Raw genomic sequence first — 17,746 nt, 5'->3', positions numbered from 1 at the left:
CAAGAACATGTTCTACTTTTTTCCGGTGTCCGTGACCTCGTACGAGCTCTCGCACCTGGCCGCGCTCGAAGCGGAGGCCGTGCACGTCTTCCGCGAAGTCGCGGCGACCTTCGAGCGCCCCGTCCTGCTGTTCTCCGGCGGCAAGGACTCGGTGGTGATGCTGCACGCCGCCGCGAAGGCGTTCTGGCCGGCGCCCCTGCCGTTCCCCGTGCTGCACGTCGACACCGGGCACAACTTCGACGAGGTGCTGCGGTTCCGCGACGAGACCGTCGCCGCCCTCGGCCTGCGCCTGGAGGTGGCGAGCGTGCAGGACGACATCGACGCCGGCCGCGTCGTCGAGGAGACCGGACCGCGGGCGAGCCGCAACCGGCTGCAGACGGTGACCCTGCTGCGGGCGATCCGCGAGGGCGGCTTCGACGCCGTGTTCGGCGGCGCGCGCCGCGACGAAGAGAAGGCGCGCGCGAAGGAGCGCGTGTTCAGCTTCCGCGACGAGCACGGCCAGTGGGACCCGCGGGCGCAGCGCCCGGAGCTGTGGAACCTCTACAACGGGCGGCACCGCCGCGGCGAGCACATCCGCGTGTTCCCGCTGTCGAACTGGACCGAGCTGGACATCTGGCAGTACATCCGGGACGAGCGGATCGCGCTCCCGCCGCTCTACTACGCGCACCGGCGACCGGTGGTCCAGCGCGACGGCATGCTGCTCGCGGCCACCCGGTTCCTGTCCCTTGTGGACGGCGAGACGCCGTACGAGGCGACCGTGCGATTCCGGACCGTCGGCGACGCCACGTGCACCGGCTGCGTCGAGTCCTCGGCGTCGACACCGTCCGAAGTGGTCGACGAGGTGGCCGCCACCCGCGTGACCGAGCGCGGCGCGACGCGTGCCGACGACCGTATTTCCGAAGCAGGCATGGAAGACCGGAAGCGAGAGGGCTACTTCTGATGCAGCTGCTGAGGATCGCCACGGCGGGCAGCGTGGACGACGGGAAGTCCACCTTGATCGGCCGGCTGCTGTTCGACTCGAAGGCGATCTTCACCGACCAGCTCGCCGCCGTCGAACGCGCCAGCCGCGACCGCGGCGACGACTACCCCGACCTCGCGCTGCTCACCGACGGCCTGCGCGCCGAGCGCGAGCAGGGCATCACCATCGACGTCGCCCACCGGTACTTCGCCACGCCGCGGCGGAAGTTCATCATCGCCGACACGCCGGGACACCTGCAGTACACGCGGAACATGGTGACCGGCGCGTCCACCGCCGACCTGGCGCTCGTTCTGGTGGACGCGCGCAAGGGCGTACTCGAACAGTCCCGGCGGCACGCGTTCCTGGCGTCGCTGCTGGGGATCGGCCACCTCGTGGTGTGCGTGAACAAGATGGACCTCGTCGGCTGGTCGCAGGAACGGTTCGACGAGATCCGCGAGGACTTCCGCCGGTTCGCGATGAAACTCGACGTCGCCGACCTGACGTTCGTGCCGGTTTCGGCGTTGCACGGCGACAACGTGGTCCACCGCAGCGCGAGCACGCCCTGGTACGAAGGCACTTCGCTGCTGCACCAGCTCGAGGAGGTGCACGTCGCCTCCGACCGCAACCTCATCGACGCGCGGTTCCCGGTGCAGTACGTGATCCGCCGGTCCGATTTCCGCGGCTACGCGGGCACCATCGCGGGCGGGGTGTTCAAGCCGGGTGACGAGGTCGTGGCCCTGCCGTCGGGGTTCACGTCGAAGGTGCGCGCGGTCTGGGGTCCCGGCGGGCAGCCCCTCGAAGAGGCGTTCACCGGCCAGGCGGTGGCGGTCGAGCTGGCCGACGACCTCGACCTCGGCCGCGGGGCGATGCTGTGCCGCCCGGGCAACCGCGCGGAGTCGGCCCGTGAAGTCGACGCCCTGGTCTGCTGGTTCTCCGAGCGCGCCGCGCTGACGCCGGGCGCGACGTACGCGGTGCGGCACACGACCACCGAGACGCGGGGCACGGTGGAGCGGCTGGAATACCGCCTCGACGTCACCACCCTGCACCGCGACGAGACGGCGGAAGCGCTGTCCCTGAACGACATCGGCCGGATCAGGCTGCGCACGCGTTCGCCGCTGCTGTTCGACCCGTACCGCCGCAACCGGGCCACCGGCGGCTTCCTGCTGGTCGACGAGCACACCGGCGACACGGTCGCGGCGGGCATGATCACCGGCGCACCGGTGTCCCCGGTCGTCTGGCACACCGCGGCCGTGCGACGCGAAGACCGCCCGACCCGCGGCGCGACGGTGTGGCTCACCGGGCTTTCGGCGTCGGGCAAGTCGTCGGTGGCGGTCGAGCTGGAACGCCGCCTGGTCGCGGCGGGCCGCCCGGCGTACCTGCTCGACGGCGACAACCTGCGCCACGGCCTCAACAAGGGGCTCGGGTTCAGCCCCGAGGACCGCGCGGAGAACGTCCGGCGGGTGGCCGAGGTGGCGCGCCTGTTCGCGGACGCGGGCGTGGTGGCCATCGCGTCGCTGATCAGCCCGTACTCGGAGGATCGGGCCCGGGCGCGAGCGGTCCACGAGGGGCTGCCGTTCGTGGAGGTCTTCGTCGACACGCCCCTGGAGGTCTGCGAAGCCCGCGACCCGAAGGGCATGTACGCGAAGGCGCGCGCCGGCGAGATCACCGGCTTCACGGGCATCGACGCCCCCTACGAGCGCCCGGCGTCGCCGGACCTGGTGCTGCGCCCGGGCGACGGCGACCCGGCGGCGATGGCGGCGGCGATCCAGGCCCTCTTGGACGATCTCGGCTGAAATCTCTTGCGCGCGCCCCTAGGGTGGGCTGCATGACGTCGGTCAGGCAGGTCCAGGTCACCTTCGACTGCGCGGAACCCGAGCGCGTCGCCCGGTTCTGGTGCGAGGTGCTGGGGTACGAGCTGCAGAGCGCGGGCTTCGCCTGCGTCGACCCCACGGGCGTGGGCCCGCGGCTGTACTTCCAGCGCGTACCCGAAGGCAAGGTCGTCAAGAACCGCGTGCACCTCGACGTCCGGGTCGGCACCGGGCTCGTCGGCGAAGAACGGCTCGCCGCGCTCGAGGCCGAGTGCGCGCGGCTGGAGGCGCTCGGCGCGAAACGCCTGTGGCTCCAAGAGGCGGACGAGGACAACGAGTCGTGCCTGACGATGCAGGACGTCGAGGGCAACGAGTTCTGCTTGGACTGACCCTTACTCGGCTTCCAGGACGAAGAAGAGGAAGCTCGGGAAGGTGTCGAGGATTTCGAAGTCGCCGGGGAACAGCTCGCGGGCGGCCGGCACGGGATGCGGTTCGCTGATGACGGTGATCCGGAAGCCCGCCGCGGTGAAGGCGTCGGTCATCGCGTGCAGCGGCTTGTTCCAGAACGTCATGTGCGCCTTCCGGCCGTGCAGCTCGAACTCGTCGGTCCAGGTGTACGGCTCGAAGTAGTCGGGCCGGGACCCCTCGTGGCGGTGCGTCAGGTTCACCATCATCGGGTGGTTCACCGAGGCGATCAGCCGGCCGCCGGGCTTCAGGACGCGCCGCAGCTCGGCGAGCGGCGGGTCCCAGTCCCGCAGGTAGTGCAGCACCAGGGATGCGATGACGTCGTCGAACTCGCCGTCGGCGAAGGGCAGCGGGCCGGCCAGGTCGGCGACCCGCAGATCGGCGCCGTCGCCGAGCCGCCGCCGGGCGTGCGCCAGCATTTCGGCGCTCTGGTCGATCCCGGTCACGACCGCGCCCCGCTCCCGCAGCGCCGCGAACAGCGGGCCGGAGCCACAGCCGGCGTCGAGGATCCGACGGCCGGCCACGTCCCCGGCGAGCGCCAGGGTCGCGGGCCGTTCGTAATAGGCGTTCATCAGGCTGTTTTCGTTCTCGGCCGTGTACGCCTCGGCGAAGTCGTCGTATGCGGCAGTCATGCGGCCCATAGTGCCCGAATCAGCGCGACGGCGTCACGAAGCCCGAGTCGTACGCGCGGATCACCGCCTGGGTCCGGTCGCGCGCCCCGAGTTTCGCGAGCACGTTGCCCACGTGGGTCTTCACCGTCTGGACACCCACGTACAGCGCGCCCGCGATCTCCACATTGGACCGTCCGGCGCCCATCAGCCGCAGCACTTCGCGCTCGCGTTCGGTCAGCCCCGACGTGGCCAGGCCGTCGCCGGCCGGGGTGGAGGCGTGCTGGGCGGCCAGCCGGCGGATCGCCGCCGGGAACAGCAGCGATTCGCCGGCCACGACGGTCCGGATCGCCGCGACGATCTCCTCCGGCCGGGCGCGCTTGAGCAGGAAGCCGCTGGCTCCCGCGACGAGGGCGTCGTACACGTAGTCGTCGTTTTCGAAAGTGGTCACCACGATCACCTTCGGCGGGTCGTCCACAGCGGACATCAGGTGGGTGGTGGCCCGGATCCCGTCCACCGCGGGCATCCGCACGTCCATCAGCACGACGTCGGGGCGCAGCCGGGCGACCAGCCCCGGCACCTCCGCGCCGTCGGTGGCCTCCCCGACCACCGAAAGGCCGTCCTCGCTGTCGACGATCGCCCGGAGCCCGGCCCGGATCAGCGGCTCGTCGTCGACCAGCAGCACGCGCACGCTCATCGCTCTCTCCCCCTCCCCCACGGCACCCGCACGACGACCTCCCACCGCCCGTCCACCGGCCCGGCCGACAGCTCACCGCCGAGCACCGCCACCCGCTCGGCCATCCCGCGCAGGCCCCGGCCGCCACCGGAGCGGCGCGGGCCGCTCCCCAGCGGGTTGGCGACCCGCGCGCGGAGCTCGTGCGCCGCGACGCCGACGACCACCGTCACCGGGACCCTACCGGCGTGGCGCACCGCGTTGGTCAGGCATTCCTGCAGGATCCGGTACACCTCGCGGGACACCACCGGCGGCACGGCGGCCAGGTCGCCGCCGAGGTCGGCGGTGACGTCGGTGCCGGCGAGCCGGGTCGTTTCGAGCAGCGCCGGCAGCGCGGCGAGCGTCGGCTGCGGTGCCCGGCCGGCCGCCTCCTCCCGCAGCAGGCCGAGGACGTGGTCGAGGTCGTCGAGCGCGGTGCGGGCGGACTCCTCGATGGCGCCGAGCGCCCGTTCGGTGAAGTCCGGGTCGGTGCGCAGCGTCCGCCGGGCGGCCCCCGCCTGGAGGGTGACGACGCTCAGCGCGTGCCCGACCGAGTCGTGCAGCTCCCTGGCCAGGCGGTTGCGTTCGGCGAGCTGCTCGGTCCGCCGTTCGAGCCGGGCGATCCGGTCGGCGGCGGTCGTCCCGAGCAGCCCGGCCGCCGCCCGGCGCAGCAGCCCGCCGGTCACGCTGACGGCGTAGACCAGCAGCACCAGGCCGAACAGGAGGACCACCGGCAGCCACGCCGAGGCCCAGCCCGCCGGCACGGTGACGGCGTCGCCCTCCCCGGTCCGGAAGAGCTCCCCGGTGAAGACGGCGTTGACCGACAGCCCGATCGCGACGGGGGCGGCGAGGCTGAAGAAGCTGACGACGAACCCGGCGCCGACGTGCAGCACGTACATCACCGCGGCGCGCAGCCGGCCCTGGAGGGTGTGCGGTTTCGCGGGCGCGTCCGGCACCGGATCGTCGAGCAGTTCGCGGACCGCGGTGGACTCCAGGACGTGGACGGCGGGCAGGAACGCCGTCCCGGCCAGGACGGCCAGGGTGAGCAGGCCGCCGACGACCACGACCCGTTCCGGCGTGACGAGGAACGGCGGCAGCGACGGCACGGCGACCGCGGCGAACAGCAGGTAGGGCACGCTGATGGCGCCACCGAGGACGAGGTAGACCCAGCGGCGGTAGGTCGCCTTGCTCGTCAGGGGCCCGAAGATGCGCACCGGCCGATCTTCGCAGCCCGGCGCCCGGCCGCGCCTCCCTCTTGCGGTGGAACCGCCTCAGCCCTCGCTCTCGGCCGGGGTGACCACGGTGCGGCGGAAGTGGTTGAAGATGACGGAGGTCCGGACGTCGACGATCTCCCGGCGCTGGGTCAGCCGGTCGAGGACGAACCCGCTCAGCTGGTCGTTGTCGGCGACCGCGATGTGCAGCAGGAAGTCGTCGCTGCCGGACATGACGAACACCGACAGCACCTCGGGCAGGCCGGTCACGAAGGCGCGGAAGGATTCGATCACGGCCCGGTCGGGCGGCCGCAGCCGCACGGCGACCATCGCCTGCACGGGCCGGCCGATCTTCTTCAGGTCGACGTCGACGGTGTGCCCGCGCACGATCCCGCGCCGGGTGAGGTCCCGCACCCGTTCGAGACAGGTGGACTGCGCGATGTGCAGGCGGCGGGCGAGTTCCTTGTTGGTCTGCTTGGCGTCCTCCTGGAGAAGGGTCAGCAGCGCCGTGTCAAGTTCGTCCATCGGGCCGTTCTCCGCTTCCGGGACTCGTGATATTCGGCCTTGTGCCTGATGCGCCGAATCTAGCACGGTATTCGTCGTTCTCTTGCTGCCTGTTGTTTACCGTGACGCCATGATCACCGATTCGCCTCGCCTGGGTCTGTCCGTGTCCGCCGTCCTGGGGGCGGCGCTGATCTGGAGCAGTTCGTTCGCGGTCACCAAGGTGGCGCTGGCGGAGGTCCCGCCGATGACGCTGGGCGCGCTGCGGTTCGCGCTGGCGGCGCTGATCCTCGGGGTGGCGGTGCACACGGGCCCGGACCGCCGTCGCCTGCCCTCACCCCGGGAGCGGCTGTTCATCGGCTCGGCGGGCCTGCTGGGAATCACCGCGTACTTCGCGCTGGAGAACGTCGGCGTCGACCTGGCGACGGCGTCCGACGCGACGCTGATCGTCGCTTCGTACCCGATTTTGACGCTGGTCCTGTCCGGCCGCGCCGAATTTTCCCCGGTTCGGCTGACGGGCATGCTGCTGACGGTGGGGGGTGTCTGCCTGGTGGTCCGGGGCAACGGCACGCATTCGCTGTGGGGCGACGTGTTCTTGATCGCGGGCGGAGTGGCCTGGGCGGCGTACAACATCCTGGCGCGGCGGGACCGATCCGGGGCTTCGCCGATCGTGGTGACGTATTACCAGACCCTCGCCGGGGCGGGCGGGTTCGTCCTGCTGTCACTATCCGAAGTGGACCGTTGGGTGGTGCCGAGCGGGGCGAACGTGCTGCGGATCGCGTTCTTGGCGGGGTTGTGTTCGGTGGCGGGGTTCTTGTTGTACAACTACGGCCTCCGGCGGCTGGAGGCGAGCGTCGCGGTGAACCTGCTGAACGTCGTCCCGGTGGCGGGGCTGGTGTGGGCGGTGGTGCTGGCCGGGGAACGGCTCGCGCTGGTGCAGGTGCTCGGCGGAGCGGTGGTCATCGCCGGCGTGACACTGGGTCTGCACCGGAAGAAGACCAGAGGCAGCCTTCGGCGAACCGACACCGAAGGCCACCTCGAGTCAGCTCAGTAGGCGACCGCGCGGCTCTCCGCCGCCGCCACCAACCCGTTGACCCACAGCGACTGCACCTTCGCCGCCTCGGCCGCGGACGGCGTGGCGTTCTTGCACGCCGTGCCCGGCCCGTGGCCCGACATCAGCTCCGTGCACGGGCCGCTGTAGTGGTCCGGCAGGCCCAGGTTGTGCCCCAGTTCGTGGGCCGCGATGCGGGTCGGGTCGAAGCCCTCCGCCACCTGGCTCGTGTCCAGGTAGATCTGCCCGCGGCCGTGGCCGTTCGTGTTCGTGTACGAGCCGCCGCTGTGGATCTCGTGGAACACGATCGTGGCGCTCGTGTTCCGCTTGACCAGCTTCACGTCGGTGACGGCGGCGTTCCAGTTGGCCGCGCCCTGGTCGATCTGGGTGAGGTAGTCCGGGGCGCCCGACGAGCTGTAGTACAGCGTCGTGACCGCGGCCGCCGAAGCGGCCGGGGCGGTGGCCAGGCCCAGGCCGAGCGGGGCGGCGACGGCCGTGACCAACGCCAAGACCCGGCCGATCACGCGTCCGTTCATCGTGTCTCCTTCGTCCGATTCGCCAGAGCACTTCACCGTGGTTCGCGCGATCAGGTTAGAAGGCCACCACTGCCGGGACCACGGCCGAAAGTCGTTCCCCCGTGGGAGGGAGAGCCCTCCCGCCGCCGCGTGAGCCGCCGGTGGCGGCCGCCGTGGTCTGCTCGTGCCCGGCGAAAGGGAACCGATGGACATCTTGCTGGGCCTGCTGACCCTCCCCCTGTACGTGCTCCTGCTGTGGCCGCTCGTCGCCGCGGCCCGGCGCGTGCTCGGCGTCCGGATCGGTGCCGTACGTGCCCTGTGCGCCGCCGCGTTCGGGTGGCTCGTCGCCGGCGGCATCGCGCAGGCGTTCCCCGGTTCGCTGCTGCGCAACGGCGGCGCGGCGATCGGCCTGCTGATCCCGTTGGCGGGCAGCGCTTTCCTCGCGACCCTGATCTTCCTGTTCGTCGTCGAGATGGCGCTGCCCCACGGCATCGGGCTCGGCCGGCTGCGCGGCCGGCTCTCCCGCACCCGCCGGTACGCGCAGATCAGCCGGATCGCGGTCAAGCACGGCCTCGGCCGCTACCTGACCGGCCGCCGCGAACCCGGCCTCGCGCCGGGCCGGCACGCCAAGCTCGCACGGTCCCTGCGCCGCGCTCTGGAAGAGGGTGGCGTGACGTTCGTGAAGCTCGGCCAGCTGCTCTCCACCCGCGCGGACCTGCTGCCCCCGGTGTTCGCCGACGAGCTCGCCCGGCTCCAGGACCAGGTCGCGCCCGCCCGCGCCGACGCCGTGTGGGCCCTGCTGGCCGACGAACTCGGCGGCTCCCCCGACGACGTCTTCGCCGAGTTCGACCCCGAACCGCTGGCCGCCGCGTCGGTCGCGCAGGTCTACCGCGCGAAGCTGCGCAGCGGCGAAGACGTCGTGGTCAAGGTGCAGCGGCCGGGTGTGCGGGAGCAGGCCGAACGTGACATCGCCATCATCCGGCGCGTCGCCGCGGCCCTGGAGGACCGCGCGGACTGGGCGCGGTCGCTCGGCGTCGCCGAACTGGCCGACGGGTTCGCCACCGCGCTGGCCGAGGAGCTCGACTTCACCATCGAAGCCCGCAACATCACCGCCGTCGCCGCCACCGGCTCCCCGGACGTCGGGCTGCCGAAGGTCCACAAGGGACTCTCCACCGACCGGGTGCTGGTCATGTCCCGGCTGACCGGCCGGCCGCTCACCGCGGCGAAGGACACCCTCCCCGCGGCCGAGCGCAAGCGGCTCGCGCGGTCACTCCTGCGGTGCCTGCTCGACCAGGTGATGATCGGCGGCGTCTTCCACGCCGACCCGCACCCGGGCAACCTCATGCTGCTGAGTGACGGCCGCCTCGGCCTGCTCGACTTCGGCTCGGTCGGCCGGCTCGACAGCGGGCTGCGCGGCGGCCTGCAAAACCTCCTGCTCGCCCTGGACCGCGGCGACCCGGCGGGCCTGCGCGACGGGCTCCTCGAAATCGTCGACCGCACCGGCGAAATCGACGAACAGCGCCTCGAACGCGCCCTCGGTGCCCTGGTCGCCCGGCACTTCGGTCCCGGCCGCACCCCGGACCTCGACCTGTTCACCGGCCTGTTCCGCGTGGTCGCCGACTTCCGGCTCAGCGTGCCCCCGCCGGTGGCCGCGGTGTTCCGCGCGCTGGCCACGGTCGAGGGCACGCTGGCCGCGCTGGATCCCGGCTTCGACGTCGTCGCCGAGTCCCGCGCGTTCGCCGTCGAGCAGGTCGGCGCCGGGCTGCGGCCGGGCCCGCTCGGCCGCACGGCGGTAGGCGCGCTGACGGCGCTGCTGCCGGTGCTGCGCCGCATCCCCCGCCGCATCGACCGGATCGGCGCGGCCCTGGAGGAGGGCCGGCTGTCGGTGAACGTCCGCCTGTTCTCCGACGAGCGCGACCGCGAGGTGGTCACCGGCCTGGTCCACGAGATCCTGCTGGCCTTCACCGGCGCGGCGACCGGGCTGATGGCGGTGCTCCTGCTGACCGGCTCGGGCGGGCCGCGCATCGCCGCGGACCTGACGCTGCACCAGGTGTTCGGCTACAACCTGCTGGTGATCAGCGCCCTGGTGGGACTGCGGCTGCTCTTCGTCGTGTTCCGGCGTTCCGGACGAGCGTCACGACCAGCCCGGTGAAGCCGGCGAAGAACAGGACCGCGCCGCCGAGCGGCCACCAGCGCAGCGCGGGGTACATCGTGTCTTCGAACGGCGCGCCCGGCAGGCCCGCGTCGCCGAAGGCGGGTTCGGTCACGACGATCATCGCCCGCCCACCTGCGCCGTTACCCCGCGCGCGGCGCGTACATGATCACCGCGACCCCCGCCAGGCACAGCAAAGCGCCGATGACGTCGTAGCGGTCGGGGCGGTAGCCGTCCGCGACCATGCCCCAGGCCAGCGAGCCCGCCACGAACACCCCGCCGTACGCGGCGAGGATGCGGCCGAAGTGGGCGTCCGGCTGGAGGGTGGCCACGAAGCCGTACACGCCCAGCGCCACGATCCCGCCGCCGATCCACAGCAGACCACGGCTTTCGCGGATGCCTTGCCAGATCAGCCAGGCGCCGCCGATTTCGCACACCGCCGCGGCCAGGAACAGGAGGATCGACCGCAGGACCACTCCGGGATACTAACCTCGTGCCGTTCACGCTGAGTCATCCCGCCGCCGTGCTCCCCCTGGCGCGACGTCCGCTGGTGCCCTCGGCGCTCGTCGCCGGGTCCGTCGCGCCCGACCTCTTCTGGTTCGTGCCGCGGCTCCACAGCGTGGGCCTGACGGACACCCACGAATTCACCGCGGTCCTGTGGCTCGACCCGCTCATCGCGCTCGTCCTGCTGGCCGTGTTCCACGTCCTGCTCAAGCGGCCGCTGCTGGCATTGGCGCCCGGACCACTCGCCGGCCGGCTTCCCCGCCACTTCGACTGGCGGAAGCCGCACTGGATCGCCCTTTCGCTGGTGCTCGGCGCCGCCACGCACGTCGGCTGGGACGCCTTCACCCACGAAAGCGGCGGGCCGGCGTTCCTGCGGACCCCGCTGGTCACCGGCGTCGACGTCGGCCGGCTGATCCAGCTGGTCAGCACCATCGCCGGTGCCGCGATCCTCGCCTGGTGGCTGTGGCGCTGGTACCGCACCGCGCCGGTCGCGCCGGCACCGCCGGGCACCCGCCACCGCAGGGCCGTCGCCGCGTTCCTGGCGGCCGGCACGCTCTCCGGCGGGCTCCTCGAAGTGCTGCCGTTCCTGGCCCACCACGACCCGATGACCCGCGCCGGCGTCGTCGGCAACGCCACTTACCTGCTCGTCACCGGTGCCTGCAGCGGGTTCTTCGCCGCGCTCGTGCTCTACGCGCTGGCCTGGCACGCACGGTATATGGCGTTATACGCAAAGCGGGCCACCTCGGAAGGTGACCCGCTCGACGCGAACGAACTCAGACGGTGAAGCCGAGGGCGCGCAGCTGCTCGCGGCCGTCCTCGGTGATCTTCTCCGGGCCCCACGGCGGCATCCAGACCCAGTTGATCCGGAAGTCCTTGACCAGCCCGCCGGAGGTCAGCGCCGCCGACGTCTGGTCTTCGATGACGTCGGTCAGCGGGCAGGCCGCGGACGTCAGCGTCATGTCGATGGTCGCGGTGTTGTCCGGCTCGACGCGGATGTCGTAGACCAGGCCGAGGTCGACGACGTTGATGCCGAGCTCGGGGTCGACGACGTCGCGCATGGCCTCTTCGACGTCTTCGAGCTTGGCGAGGTCGAGGTCCTGCGTCGCGGTGGTCTCGGCGTCGAGGTCGGCGGCGGTCCGACCCTCGCGAGCGTCGGTGGCGGTGTCTTCGGTCATGCCTGTCCATCTCCACTGGTCGTCCGGGCGACGGCGTCCTTGAAAGCCATCCAGCCGAGGAGGGCGCACTTGACGCGGGCCGGGTACTTGGCGACGCCCGCGAAGGCGATCCCGTCCTCCAGCACGTCCTCGTCCGGCTCGATCTTTCCCTTGCCCTGCATCAGTTCCACGAAGGCGTCCATGGTGGTGAACGCTTCTTCGAGTGTGTGGCCGACGACGAGGTCCGTCATGACCGACGTCGAGGCCTGGCTGATCGAGCAGCCCTGGCCGTCGTAGGAGACGTCGGTGACCTTCCCGTCGTCGAGCTTGACCCGCAGCGTCACCTCGTCGCCGCAGGTCGGGTTGACCTGGAACGACTCGGCGTCGAACGGGTCGCGCAGGCCGCGGCCGTGCGGGTTCTTGTAGTGGTCCAGGATGATCTCCTGGTACATGCTCTCCAGGTTCACCGGGCCACTCCGAAGAACTTCTGCGCCTCTCGCACCCCTGCCACCAGTGCGTCCACTTCGGACAGGTCGTTGTACAGGTAGAACGACGCCCGCACGGTCGCCTGGGCGTTGCACGCGCGGTGCAGCGGCCACGCGCAGTGGTGGCCGACGCGGACGGCGATGCCGAGGCTGTCGAGCACCTGGCCGGCGTCGTGCGGGTGCACCCCGTCGATCACGAACGACACCGTCGCGCCGCGGTCCTTCAGGTCCGTCGGCCCGATGATCCGCACACCCGGGATGGCGCCGATGCCCTCGATGGCCGCCGCGGCGAGCTCGTGCTCGTGGGCGGCGATCCGGTCCATGCCGATGGCCGAGAGGTAGTCGACGGCCGCGCCGAGGCCGATGGCCTGCGACGTCATCGGCACGCCCGCCTCGAACCGCTGCGGCGGCGGCGCGAAGGTGGAGCCCTCCATGCGGACCATCTCGATCATCGAGCCACCGGTGAGGAACGGCGGCATCGCTTCGAGGAGTTCGGTGCGGCCGTAGAGCACGCCGATGCCGGACGGGCCGAGCATCTTGTGCCCGGAGAACACCGCGAAGTCGACACCCAGCGCGTGGAAGTCGACGGCGAAGTGCGGCACCGACTGACACGCGTCGAGCACGGTCAGCGCGCCGACGGCCTTCGCCTTCTCGACGAGCAGCGAGACGGGGTTGACCGTGCCGAGCACGTTCGACTGGTGCGCGAACGCGACGACCTTGGTCTTCGAGGTGATCAGCTCGTCCACATCGGACAGATCGAGGCGGCCCTCGGGAGTCACCTTGAACCACTTCAGCGTGGCACCGGTGCGCTGGCACAGCTGCTGCCACGGCACGAGGTTCGCGTGGTGCTCCATCTCGGTGATGACGATCTCGTCACCCGGGCCGACCACGAACCGCGAAGCTTCGGGACCGGCCGTGGCGGCGTTGCTCATCGAGTACGCGACGAGGTTGATGCCCTCGGTCGCGTTCTTGGTGAACACCAGTTCCTCGGGGTCGGCGCCGACGAACTCCGCGATCTTCGCGCGCGCGGACTCGTAGGCGTCGGTGGCCTCTTCGGACAGCTGGTGCGCACCGCGGTGGACGGCTGCGTTCGACGTGAAGACGTAGTCGCGTTCGGCGTCGAACACCGCGGTCGGACGTTGCGAGGTCGCCCCGGAGTCCAGGTACACCAACGGTTTCCCGTCGCGGACGGTGCGCGACAGGATGGGGAAGTCGGCCCGCAGGGCCGCCACGTCGAGTGGCACAGAGCTGGCCGAGGTGGTGGTCATCGGGCCGACTCCTCTCATTCTCGGTGTCCTACTGGGAAAACGTCAGAGCGCGGCCGGCTCGGGCTTGCCGGCGTACTTGACGTAGCCGTGCTCCTCCAGCTCGTCCGCCAGCTCCTTGCCGCCCGACTCGACGATCTTGCCGCCGGCGAAGACGTGCACGAAGTCCGGCGTGATGTGCCGCAGGATCCGGGTGTAGTGCGTGATCAGCATGACGCCGACCTCGCTGTTGGCCTTGTAGTCGTTCACACCCTGGGAGACGACGCGCAGGGCGTCGACGTCGAGGCCGGAGTCGGTCTCGTCGAGGATGGCGAACTTCGGCTTCAGCAGCGCCAGCTGCAGGATCTCGTGGCGCTTCTTCTCGCCGCCGGAGAAGCCCTCGTTGACCGAGCGCTCGGCGAACTCCTGCGAGATCTCGAGCTTGCCCATCTCCTCCTTGACCTCCTTGACCCACTGGCGCAGCTTGGGAGCCTCGCCACGGACCGCGGTGGCCGCGGTGCGGAGGAAGTTGGACATGGACACGCCGGGCACCTCGACCGGGTACTGCATGGCCAGGAACAGGCCAGCACGGGCGCGCTCGTCGACGCTCATCTCGAGGACGTTCTCGCCGTCGAGCAGCACCTCGCCGGAGGTCACCTGGTACTTCGGGTGGCCGGCGATCGCGTAGGACAGGGTGGACTTGCCGGAGCCGTTGGGGCCCATGATCGCGTGCGTCTCACCCGACTTGATGGTCAGGTTCACGCCCTTGAGGATCTCCTTGGCGCCTTCGTCGGTGTCGACCGAGGCGTGCAGGTCCTTGATTTCCAGGGTAGCCATTCTTCATTTCCTAAATCTGCGAGGGCCTAAAGTCTGCGGTGGAGAGCGTCAGGCGCCAACGGCTTCGAGCTCGGCCTCGATCGCGGCTTCGAGGCGCTCGCGCACCTCGGGGACGTCGATCTTCACCAGGATCTCGTGGAAGAACCCGCGCACGACCAGCCGGCGGGCGGCTTCTTCGGCGATCCCGCGCGACTGGAGGTAGAACAACTGCTCGTCGTCGAACCTTCCCGTCGCGCTCGCGTGGCCGGCGCCTTCGATCTCGCCGGTCTCGATCTCGAGGTTCGGCACGGAGTCCGCGCGGGCGCCGGGGGTGAGCACCAGGTTGCGGTTGAACTCGTAGGTGTCGGTGGCCTCGGCCGCGGCGCGGATCAGCACGTCGCCGATCCAGACCGTGTGCGCGCCCTCGCCCTGCAGCGCGCCCTTGTAGCCCACGCGCGACTTGCAGTTCGGCACCGCGTGGTCGACGAAGAGACGGTGCTCCTGGTGCTGGCCGCCGTCGGCGAAGTAGACGCCGAGCATCTCGACGTCGCCGCCCTTGTCGGCGAAGGTCGCCGTCGGCGAGACGCGGACCAGGTCACCGCCCAGGGTGATGACCGTGTGCTTGAGCGAGGCGTCGCGGCCGAGCTTCAGGTGCTGCTCGGAGACGTGCACCGCGTCGTCGGCCCAGTCCTGGACGCTGACCACGGTGATCTTCGCGCCGTCGCCGATGACGAACTCGACGTTGTCGGCGTAGGTGCCGGAGCCGACGTGGTCGAGCACGATGAGAGCTTCCGCGAACGCCTCGGCGCGGACCTGCAGGTGCCCGTAGGCGACCTTGTCCTCGCCCGGGCCGTGGATGCGCAGCACCGACGGCTTGGACGCCTTGGTCTCCTTGGGCACCGTCACGATGGTGGCCTTGGTGAACGAGGAGTACGCCTGGGCGGCGATGCGGTCGCTCGGGACGCCGGCCTGGCCCAGCCGCGGGTCGTCGCGGCCGACGGTCACGATGCCCAGCTCGGGCGCGGCGTCGGCTTCGAGGGTGATCTCGCCGGTGGCGACCGCGCTGCCGTCGTGCAGGCCGCGCAGCCGCTTCATCGGCGTGAAGCGCCAGTTCTCCTCACGGCCGCTCGGGACCTCGAAGGCCTCGACGTCGTAGGAGGTGAAGCGCTCCGCGCGGGAGGCCGCCGGAATGACGGCCCCCTCGCGCAGAGACTCCGAAACGTTGTTCTCGGTTACCGACATGACTAGCCGACGGACCCTTCCATCTGGAGCTCGATCAGGCGGTTCAGCTCGAGCGCGTACTCCATCGGCAGCTCACGCGCGATGGGCTCGACGAACCCGCGCACGATCATCGCCATCGCCTCGGCCTCGTCGAGGCCGCGCGACATCAGGTAGAACAGCTGCTCTTCGCTGACCTTGGACACCGTGGCCTCGTGGCCCATGGACACCTCGTCGTTGCGGATGTCCACGTACGGGTAGGTGTCCGAGCGAGAGATCGTGTCCACCAGCAGCGCGTCACAGACCACGCTGGAGCGCGAGTGGTGCGCGCGCTTCGCCACGCGGACCAGGCCGCGGTAGGAGGTGCGGCCGCCGCCGCGCGCCACCGACTTCGACACGATCGTCGAAGAGGTGTACGGCGCGAGGTGCTCCATCTTGGCGCCCGCGTCCTGGTGCTGGCCCTCGCCCGCGAACGCGACCGAAAGGACCTCGCCCTTGGCGTGCTCGCCCATGAGGAAGACCGACGGGTACTTCATCGTCACCTTGGAACCGATGTTGCCGTCGATCCATTCCATGGTCGCGCCCTCTTCGCACTTGGCGCGCTTGGTGACCAGGTTGTAGACGTTGTTCGACCAGTTCTGGATGGTCGTGTAGCGGCAGCGGGCGCCCTTCTTGACGATGATCTCCACGACCGCCGAGTGCAGCGAGTCGGACTGGTAGATCGGCGCCGTGCAGCCCTCGACGTAGTGCACGTACGCGCCCTCGTCGACGATGATCAGGGTCCGCTCGAACTGGCCCATGTTCTCGGTGTTGATCCGGAAGTAGGCCTGCAGCGGGATGTCCACGTGCACGCCCTTCGGCACGTAGATGAACGAGCCGCCGGACCAGACCGCCGTGTTCAACGCGGAGAACTTGTTGTCGCCGGCCGGGATGACCGAGCCGAAGTACTCCCGGAACAGCTCCGGCTGCTCGCGCAGCGCCGTGTCCGTGTCGAGGAAGAGCACGCCCTGCTTCTCGAGGTCCTCGCGGATCGAGTGGTAGACGACCTCGGACTCGTACTGGGCCGCGACACCGGCGACGAGGCGCTGCTTCTCCGCCTCGGGGATGCCGAGCTTGTCGTAGGTGTTCTTGATGTCCTCGGGAAGGTCTTCCCAGCTCGCCGCCTGCTTCTCGCTGGAGCGGACGAAGTACTTGATGTTGTCGAAGTCGATCCCGGAGAGGTCGGCCCCCCAGTTGGGCATGGGCTTCTTCTCGAAGAGCTTGAGCGCCTTCAGTCGCGCTTCGCGCATCCACTCCGGCTCGGACTTCTTCCCGGAGATGTCGGTGACGACATCTTCGTTCAGCCCGCGACGGGCGCTGGCGCCCGCTTCGTCGGAGTCGGCCCAGCCGAACGCGTACTTGCCAAGGGACTCGATGGTCTCTTCCTGGCTCAGTGGCGCGGTGGTGGGAGTGCGCTGCTCGGCAGCGGCAGTCATGCGGGTTTCCCTCCATTCGGGATCCGTGCTGTGCGCCCCGGGGACAGCGGCTTCGCCGCCGCCCTCGAAGGCTCTGTGCTCACCGGCTCGGGATGGGCCGGCTGACCCGCCGTGACGGGTACGTGGGTGGTGCACGCGGAGTCCCCGCGTGCGATGGTCGCCAGCCGCTGGACGTGGGTGCCCAGCAGCTTGGCGAACGCCTCCGTCTCGGCCTCGCACAGCTGCGGGAACTCCGCGGCCACGTGGGCGACCGGACAGTGGTGCTGACAGAGCTGGGCGCCGGTGTTCTGTCCGGGACCGGGCGCTTCTTTCGAAGCTTGCAGCGCGCCGATCTGACGGGTCGACGCAGCGTAGCCTTCCCTGCTCAGCGCGGTCGCGAGGGCCTCCGCGCGCGACGCCGGATCACCCGGTCCGGTGATCGCGGAGCGGTGCGGGCCGACCAGCTTCTCGATGCGCTGCTCGGCGAAGGCGCGCACGGCGTCTTCACCGGCGTGCTCGGCCAGGAAGCGGATGGCGGAAACGGCCAAGTCGTCGTAGGCGTGCCCGAAGCGGGCGCGGCCGGGCTCGGTCAGCAGGAAGAGCTTCGCCGGGCGGCCCCGGCCCCGGGGGCCCCGCCGCGGCGCGTCCCGCGTCTCGGCTTCGCCATCCGCGAGAAGTGCGTCCAGGTGCCGGCGGACGGCGGTGGGGCTGATCCCGAGCTGCTCGGCGACCACGACGGCGGTCATGGGACCCTGTTCCAGCAGCAGCCGGGCGACCTCCTGGCGGGTCTTGCCCTCGGCGCTGACCTGCGACGGAACGTGCGGGTGCTGGGCACGCGGCAGATCGCCGCCCGCCTGGTCGCCCGCCGCCGTCTTTTTCACAACACAAGT

Annotated in this window: 20 protein-coding genes; 6 read left to right on the top strand and 14 right to left on the bottom strand. The window is 70.7% G+C overall.

Translation table 11 applies throughout. From position 1 onward, the window contains the following. Positions 1–7: 7 nt before the first annotated feature. The 3 genes from cysD to ACFVYA_RS15155 are packed head-to-tail and all read left to right on the top strand — an operon-like array spanning position 8 to position 3,155. On the top strand, positions 8–940 hold the full coding sequence (gene cysD / locus ACFVYA_RS15165) for a sulfate adenylyltransferase subunit CysD (protein ID WP_387045431.1): 933 nt from the start codon (positions 8–10) through the stop codon (positions 938–940). Beyond that, entirely contained in the window at positions 940–2,751 is a 1,812-nt protein-coding gene (cysC, locus tag ACFVYA_RS15160) for an adenylyl-sulfate kinase (RefSeq protein ID WP_387045349.1), read from the top strand. The genes cysD and cysC overlap by 1 nt, the downstream gene beginning before the upstream one ends. A 32-nt stretch (positions 2,752–2,783) precedes the next feature. Then, a complete protein-coding gene (locus ACFVYA_RS15155; RefSeq protein WP_387045347.1) occupies positions 2,784–3,155 on the top strand; it encodes a VOC family protein in 372 nt (123 codons plus the stop codon). Between the two features lie 3 nt (positions 3,156–3,158). Here ACFVYA_RS15155 and ACFVYA_RS15150 read toward each other — a convergent pair whose 3' ends face one another. From ACFVYA_RS15150 to ACFVYA_RS15135, 4 genes are read right to left on the bottom strand one after another with little or no spacing between them, the layout of a single operon-like run. Then, positions 3,159–3,863 (bottom strand): class I SAM-dependent methyltransferase, encoded by a 705-nt coding sequence (locus ACFVYA_RS15150; protein WP_387045345.1) that lies wholly within the window; start codon positions 3,861–3,863, stop codon positions 3,159–3,161. Positions 3,864–3,882: 19 nt separating this feature from the next. Beyond that, on the bottom strand, positions 3,883–4,536 hold the full coding sequence (locus ACFVYA_RS15145) for a response regulator (protein WP_387045344.1): 654 nt from the start codon (positions 4,534–4,536) through the stop codon (positions 3,883–3,885). After that, positions 4,533–5,765, bottom strand: a complete 1,233-nt coding sequence (locus tag ACFVYA_RS15140; protein WP_387045342.1) for a sensor histidine kinase — start codon at positions 5,763–5,765, stop codon at positions 4,533–4,535. The genes ACFVYA_RS15145 and ACFVYA_RS15140 overlap by 4 nt, the downstream gene beginning before the upstream one ends. A 57-nt stretch (positions 5,766–5,822) precedes the next feature. Continuing rightward, positions 5,823–6,287, bottom strand: a complete 465-nt coding sequence (locus ACFVYA_RS15135) for an Lrp/AsnC family transcriptional regulator (protein ID WP_285990082.1) — start codon at positions 6,285–6,287, stop codon at positions 5,823–5,825. A 109-nt stretch (positions 6,288–6,396) separates the two neighbouring features. On the opposite strand from ACFVYA_RS15135, the gene ACFVYA_RS15130 reads away from it, so the two are divergent. Further along, entirely contained in the window at positions 6,397–7,317 is a 921-nt protein-coding gene (locus ACFVYA_RS15130; protein WP_387045339.1) for a DMT family transporter, read from the top strand. Here ACFVYA_RS15130 and ACFVYA_RS15125 read toward each other — a convergent pair. Continuing rightward, on the bottom strand, positions 7,311–7,850 hold the full coding sequence (locus ACFVYA_RS15125) for a snapalysin family zinc-dependent metalloprotease (protein WP_387045338.1): 540 nt from the start codon (positions 7,848–7,850) through the stop codon (positions 7,311–7,313). The two genes, ACFVYA_RS15130 and ACFVYA_RS15125, sit on opposite strands and share 7 nt — an antisense overlap. 184 nt (positions 7,851–8,034) lie before the next feature. Between ACFVYA_RS15125 and ACFVYA_RS15120 the strand changes: the two genes are divergently transcribed. Next, positions 8,035–9,981: an ABC1 kinase family protein gene (locus ACFVYA_RS15120; RefSeq protein WP_387045336.1), complete on the top strand. Its 1,947-nt coding sequence runs from the start codon at positions 8,035–8,037 to the stop codon at positions 9,979–9,981. Here the strand turns inward: ACFVYA_RS15120 and ACFVYA_RS15115 are convergent. After that, a complete protein-coding gene (locus ACFVYA_RS15115; RefSeq protein ID WP_387045334.1) occupies positions 9,905–10,105 on the bottom strand; it encodes a hypothetical protein in 201 nt (66 codons plus the stop codon). The genes ACFVYA_RS15120 and ACFVYA_RS15115 overlap by 77 nt on opposite strands. Positions 10,106–10,124: 19 nt before the next feature. Next, positions 10,125–10,457, bottom strand: a complete 333-nt coding sequence (locus ACFVYA_RS15110; RefSeq protein WP_285990077.1) for a YnfA family protein — start codon at positions 10,455–10,457, stop codon at positions 10,125–10,127. A gap of 17 nt (positions 10,458–10,474) precedes the next feature. On the opposite strand from ACFVYA_RS15110, the gene ACFVYA_RS15105 reads away from it, so the two are divergent. Further along, positions 10,475–11,269 (top strand): DUF4184 family protein, encoded by a 795-nt coding sequence (locus ACFVYA_RS15105; RefSeq protein ID WP_387045331.1) that lies wholly within the window; start codon positions 10,475–10,477, stop codon positions 11,267–11,269. Here ACFVYA_RS15105 and ACFVYA_RS15100 read toward each other — a convergent pair. From ACFVYA_RS15100 to ACFVYA_RS15070, 7 genes are read right to left on the bottom strand one after another with little or no spacing between them, the layout of a single operon-like run. Beyond that, positions 11,259–11,660 carry a metal-sulfur cluster assembly factor gene (locus ACFVYA_RS15100; RefSeq protein ID WP_013224702.1) on the bottom strand — a complete coding sequence of 134 codons (402 nt, stop codon included), beginning with the start codon at positions 11,658–11,660 and terminating at the stop codon, positions 11,259–11,261. The genes ACFVYA_RS15105 and ACFVYA_RS15100 overlap by 11 nt on opposite strands. Next, a complete protein-coding gene (gene sufU, locus ACFVYA_RS15095) occupies positions 11,657–12,106 on the bottom strand; it encodes a Fe-S cluster assembly sulfur transfer protein SufU (RefSeq protein WP_285990075.1) in 450 nt (149 codons plus the stop codon). Before sufU ends, ACFVYA_RS15100 begins: the two co-directional genes overlap by 4 nt. Then, complete coding sequence (locus ACFVYA_RS15090) at positions 12,103–13,392, bottom strand: cysteine desulfurase (protein WP_387045329.1); 1,290 nt, start codon at positions 13,390–13,392, stop codon at positions 12,103–12,105. The genes sufU and ACFVYA_RS15090 overlap by 4 nt, the downstream gene beginning before the upstream one ends. Positions 13,393–13,434: 42 nt before the next feature. After that, positions 13,435–14,205: a Fe-S cluster assembly ATPase SufC gene (gene sufC / locus ACFVYA_RS15085; protein WP_387045327.1), complete on the bottom strand. Its 771-nt coding sequence runs from the start codon at positions 14,203–14,205 to the stop codon at positions 13,435–13,437. A 48-nt stretch (positions 14,206–14,253) separates the two neighbouring features. After that, entirely contained in the window at positions 14,254–15,426 is a 1,173-nt protein-coding gene (gene sufD, locus ACFVYA_RS15080) for a Fe-S cluster assembly protein SufD (RefSeq protein WP_387045326.1), read from the bottom strand. A 2-nt stretch (positions 15,427–15,428) separates the two neighbouring features. Continuing rightward, positions 15,429–16,877 carry a Fe-S cluster assembly protein SufB gene (sufB, locus tag ACFVYA_RS15075; RefSeq protein WP_387045324.1) on the bottom strand — a complete coding sequence of 483 codons (1,449 nt, stop codon included), beginning with the start codon at positions 16,875–16,877 and terminating at the stop codon, positions 15,429–15,431. Next, a complete protein-coding gene (locus ACFVYA_RS15070; protein WP_387045321.1) occupies positions 16,874–17,737 on the bottom strand; it encodes a helix-turn-helix transcriptional regulator in 864 nt (287 codons plus the stop codon). Before ACFVYA_RS15070 ends, sufB begins: the two co-directional genes overlap by 4 nt. Between the last annotated feature and the right edge of the window lie 9 nt (positions 17,738–17,746).

The organism is Amycolatopsis sp. NPDC058278 (assembly GCF_042881395.1).
In the GTDB taxonomy this organism is placed as follows: domain Bacteria; phylum Actinomycetota; class Actinomycetes; order Mycobacteriales; family Pseudonocardiaceae; genus Amycolatopsis.
The sequence above is the reverse complement of the archived record's forward strand: the minus strand, read 5'-3'. Positions and strand labels throughout refer to the sequence as shown.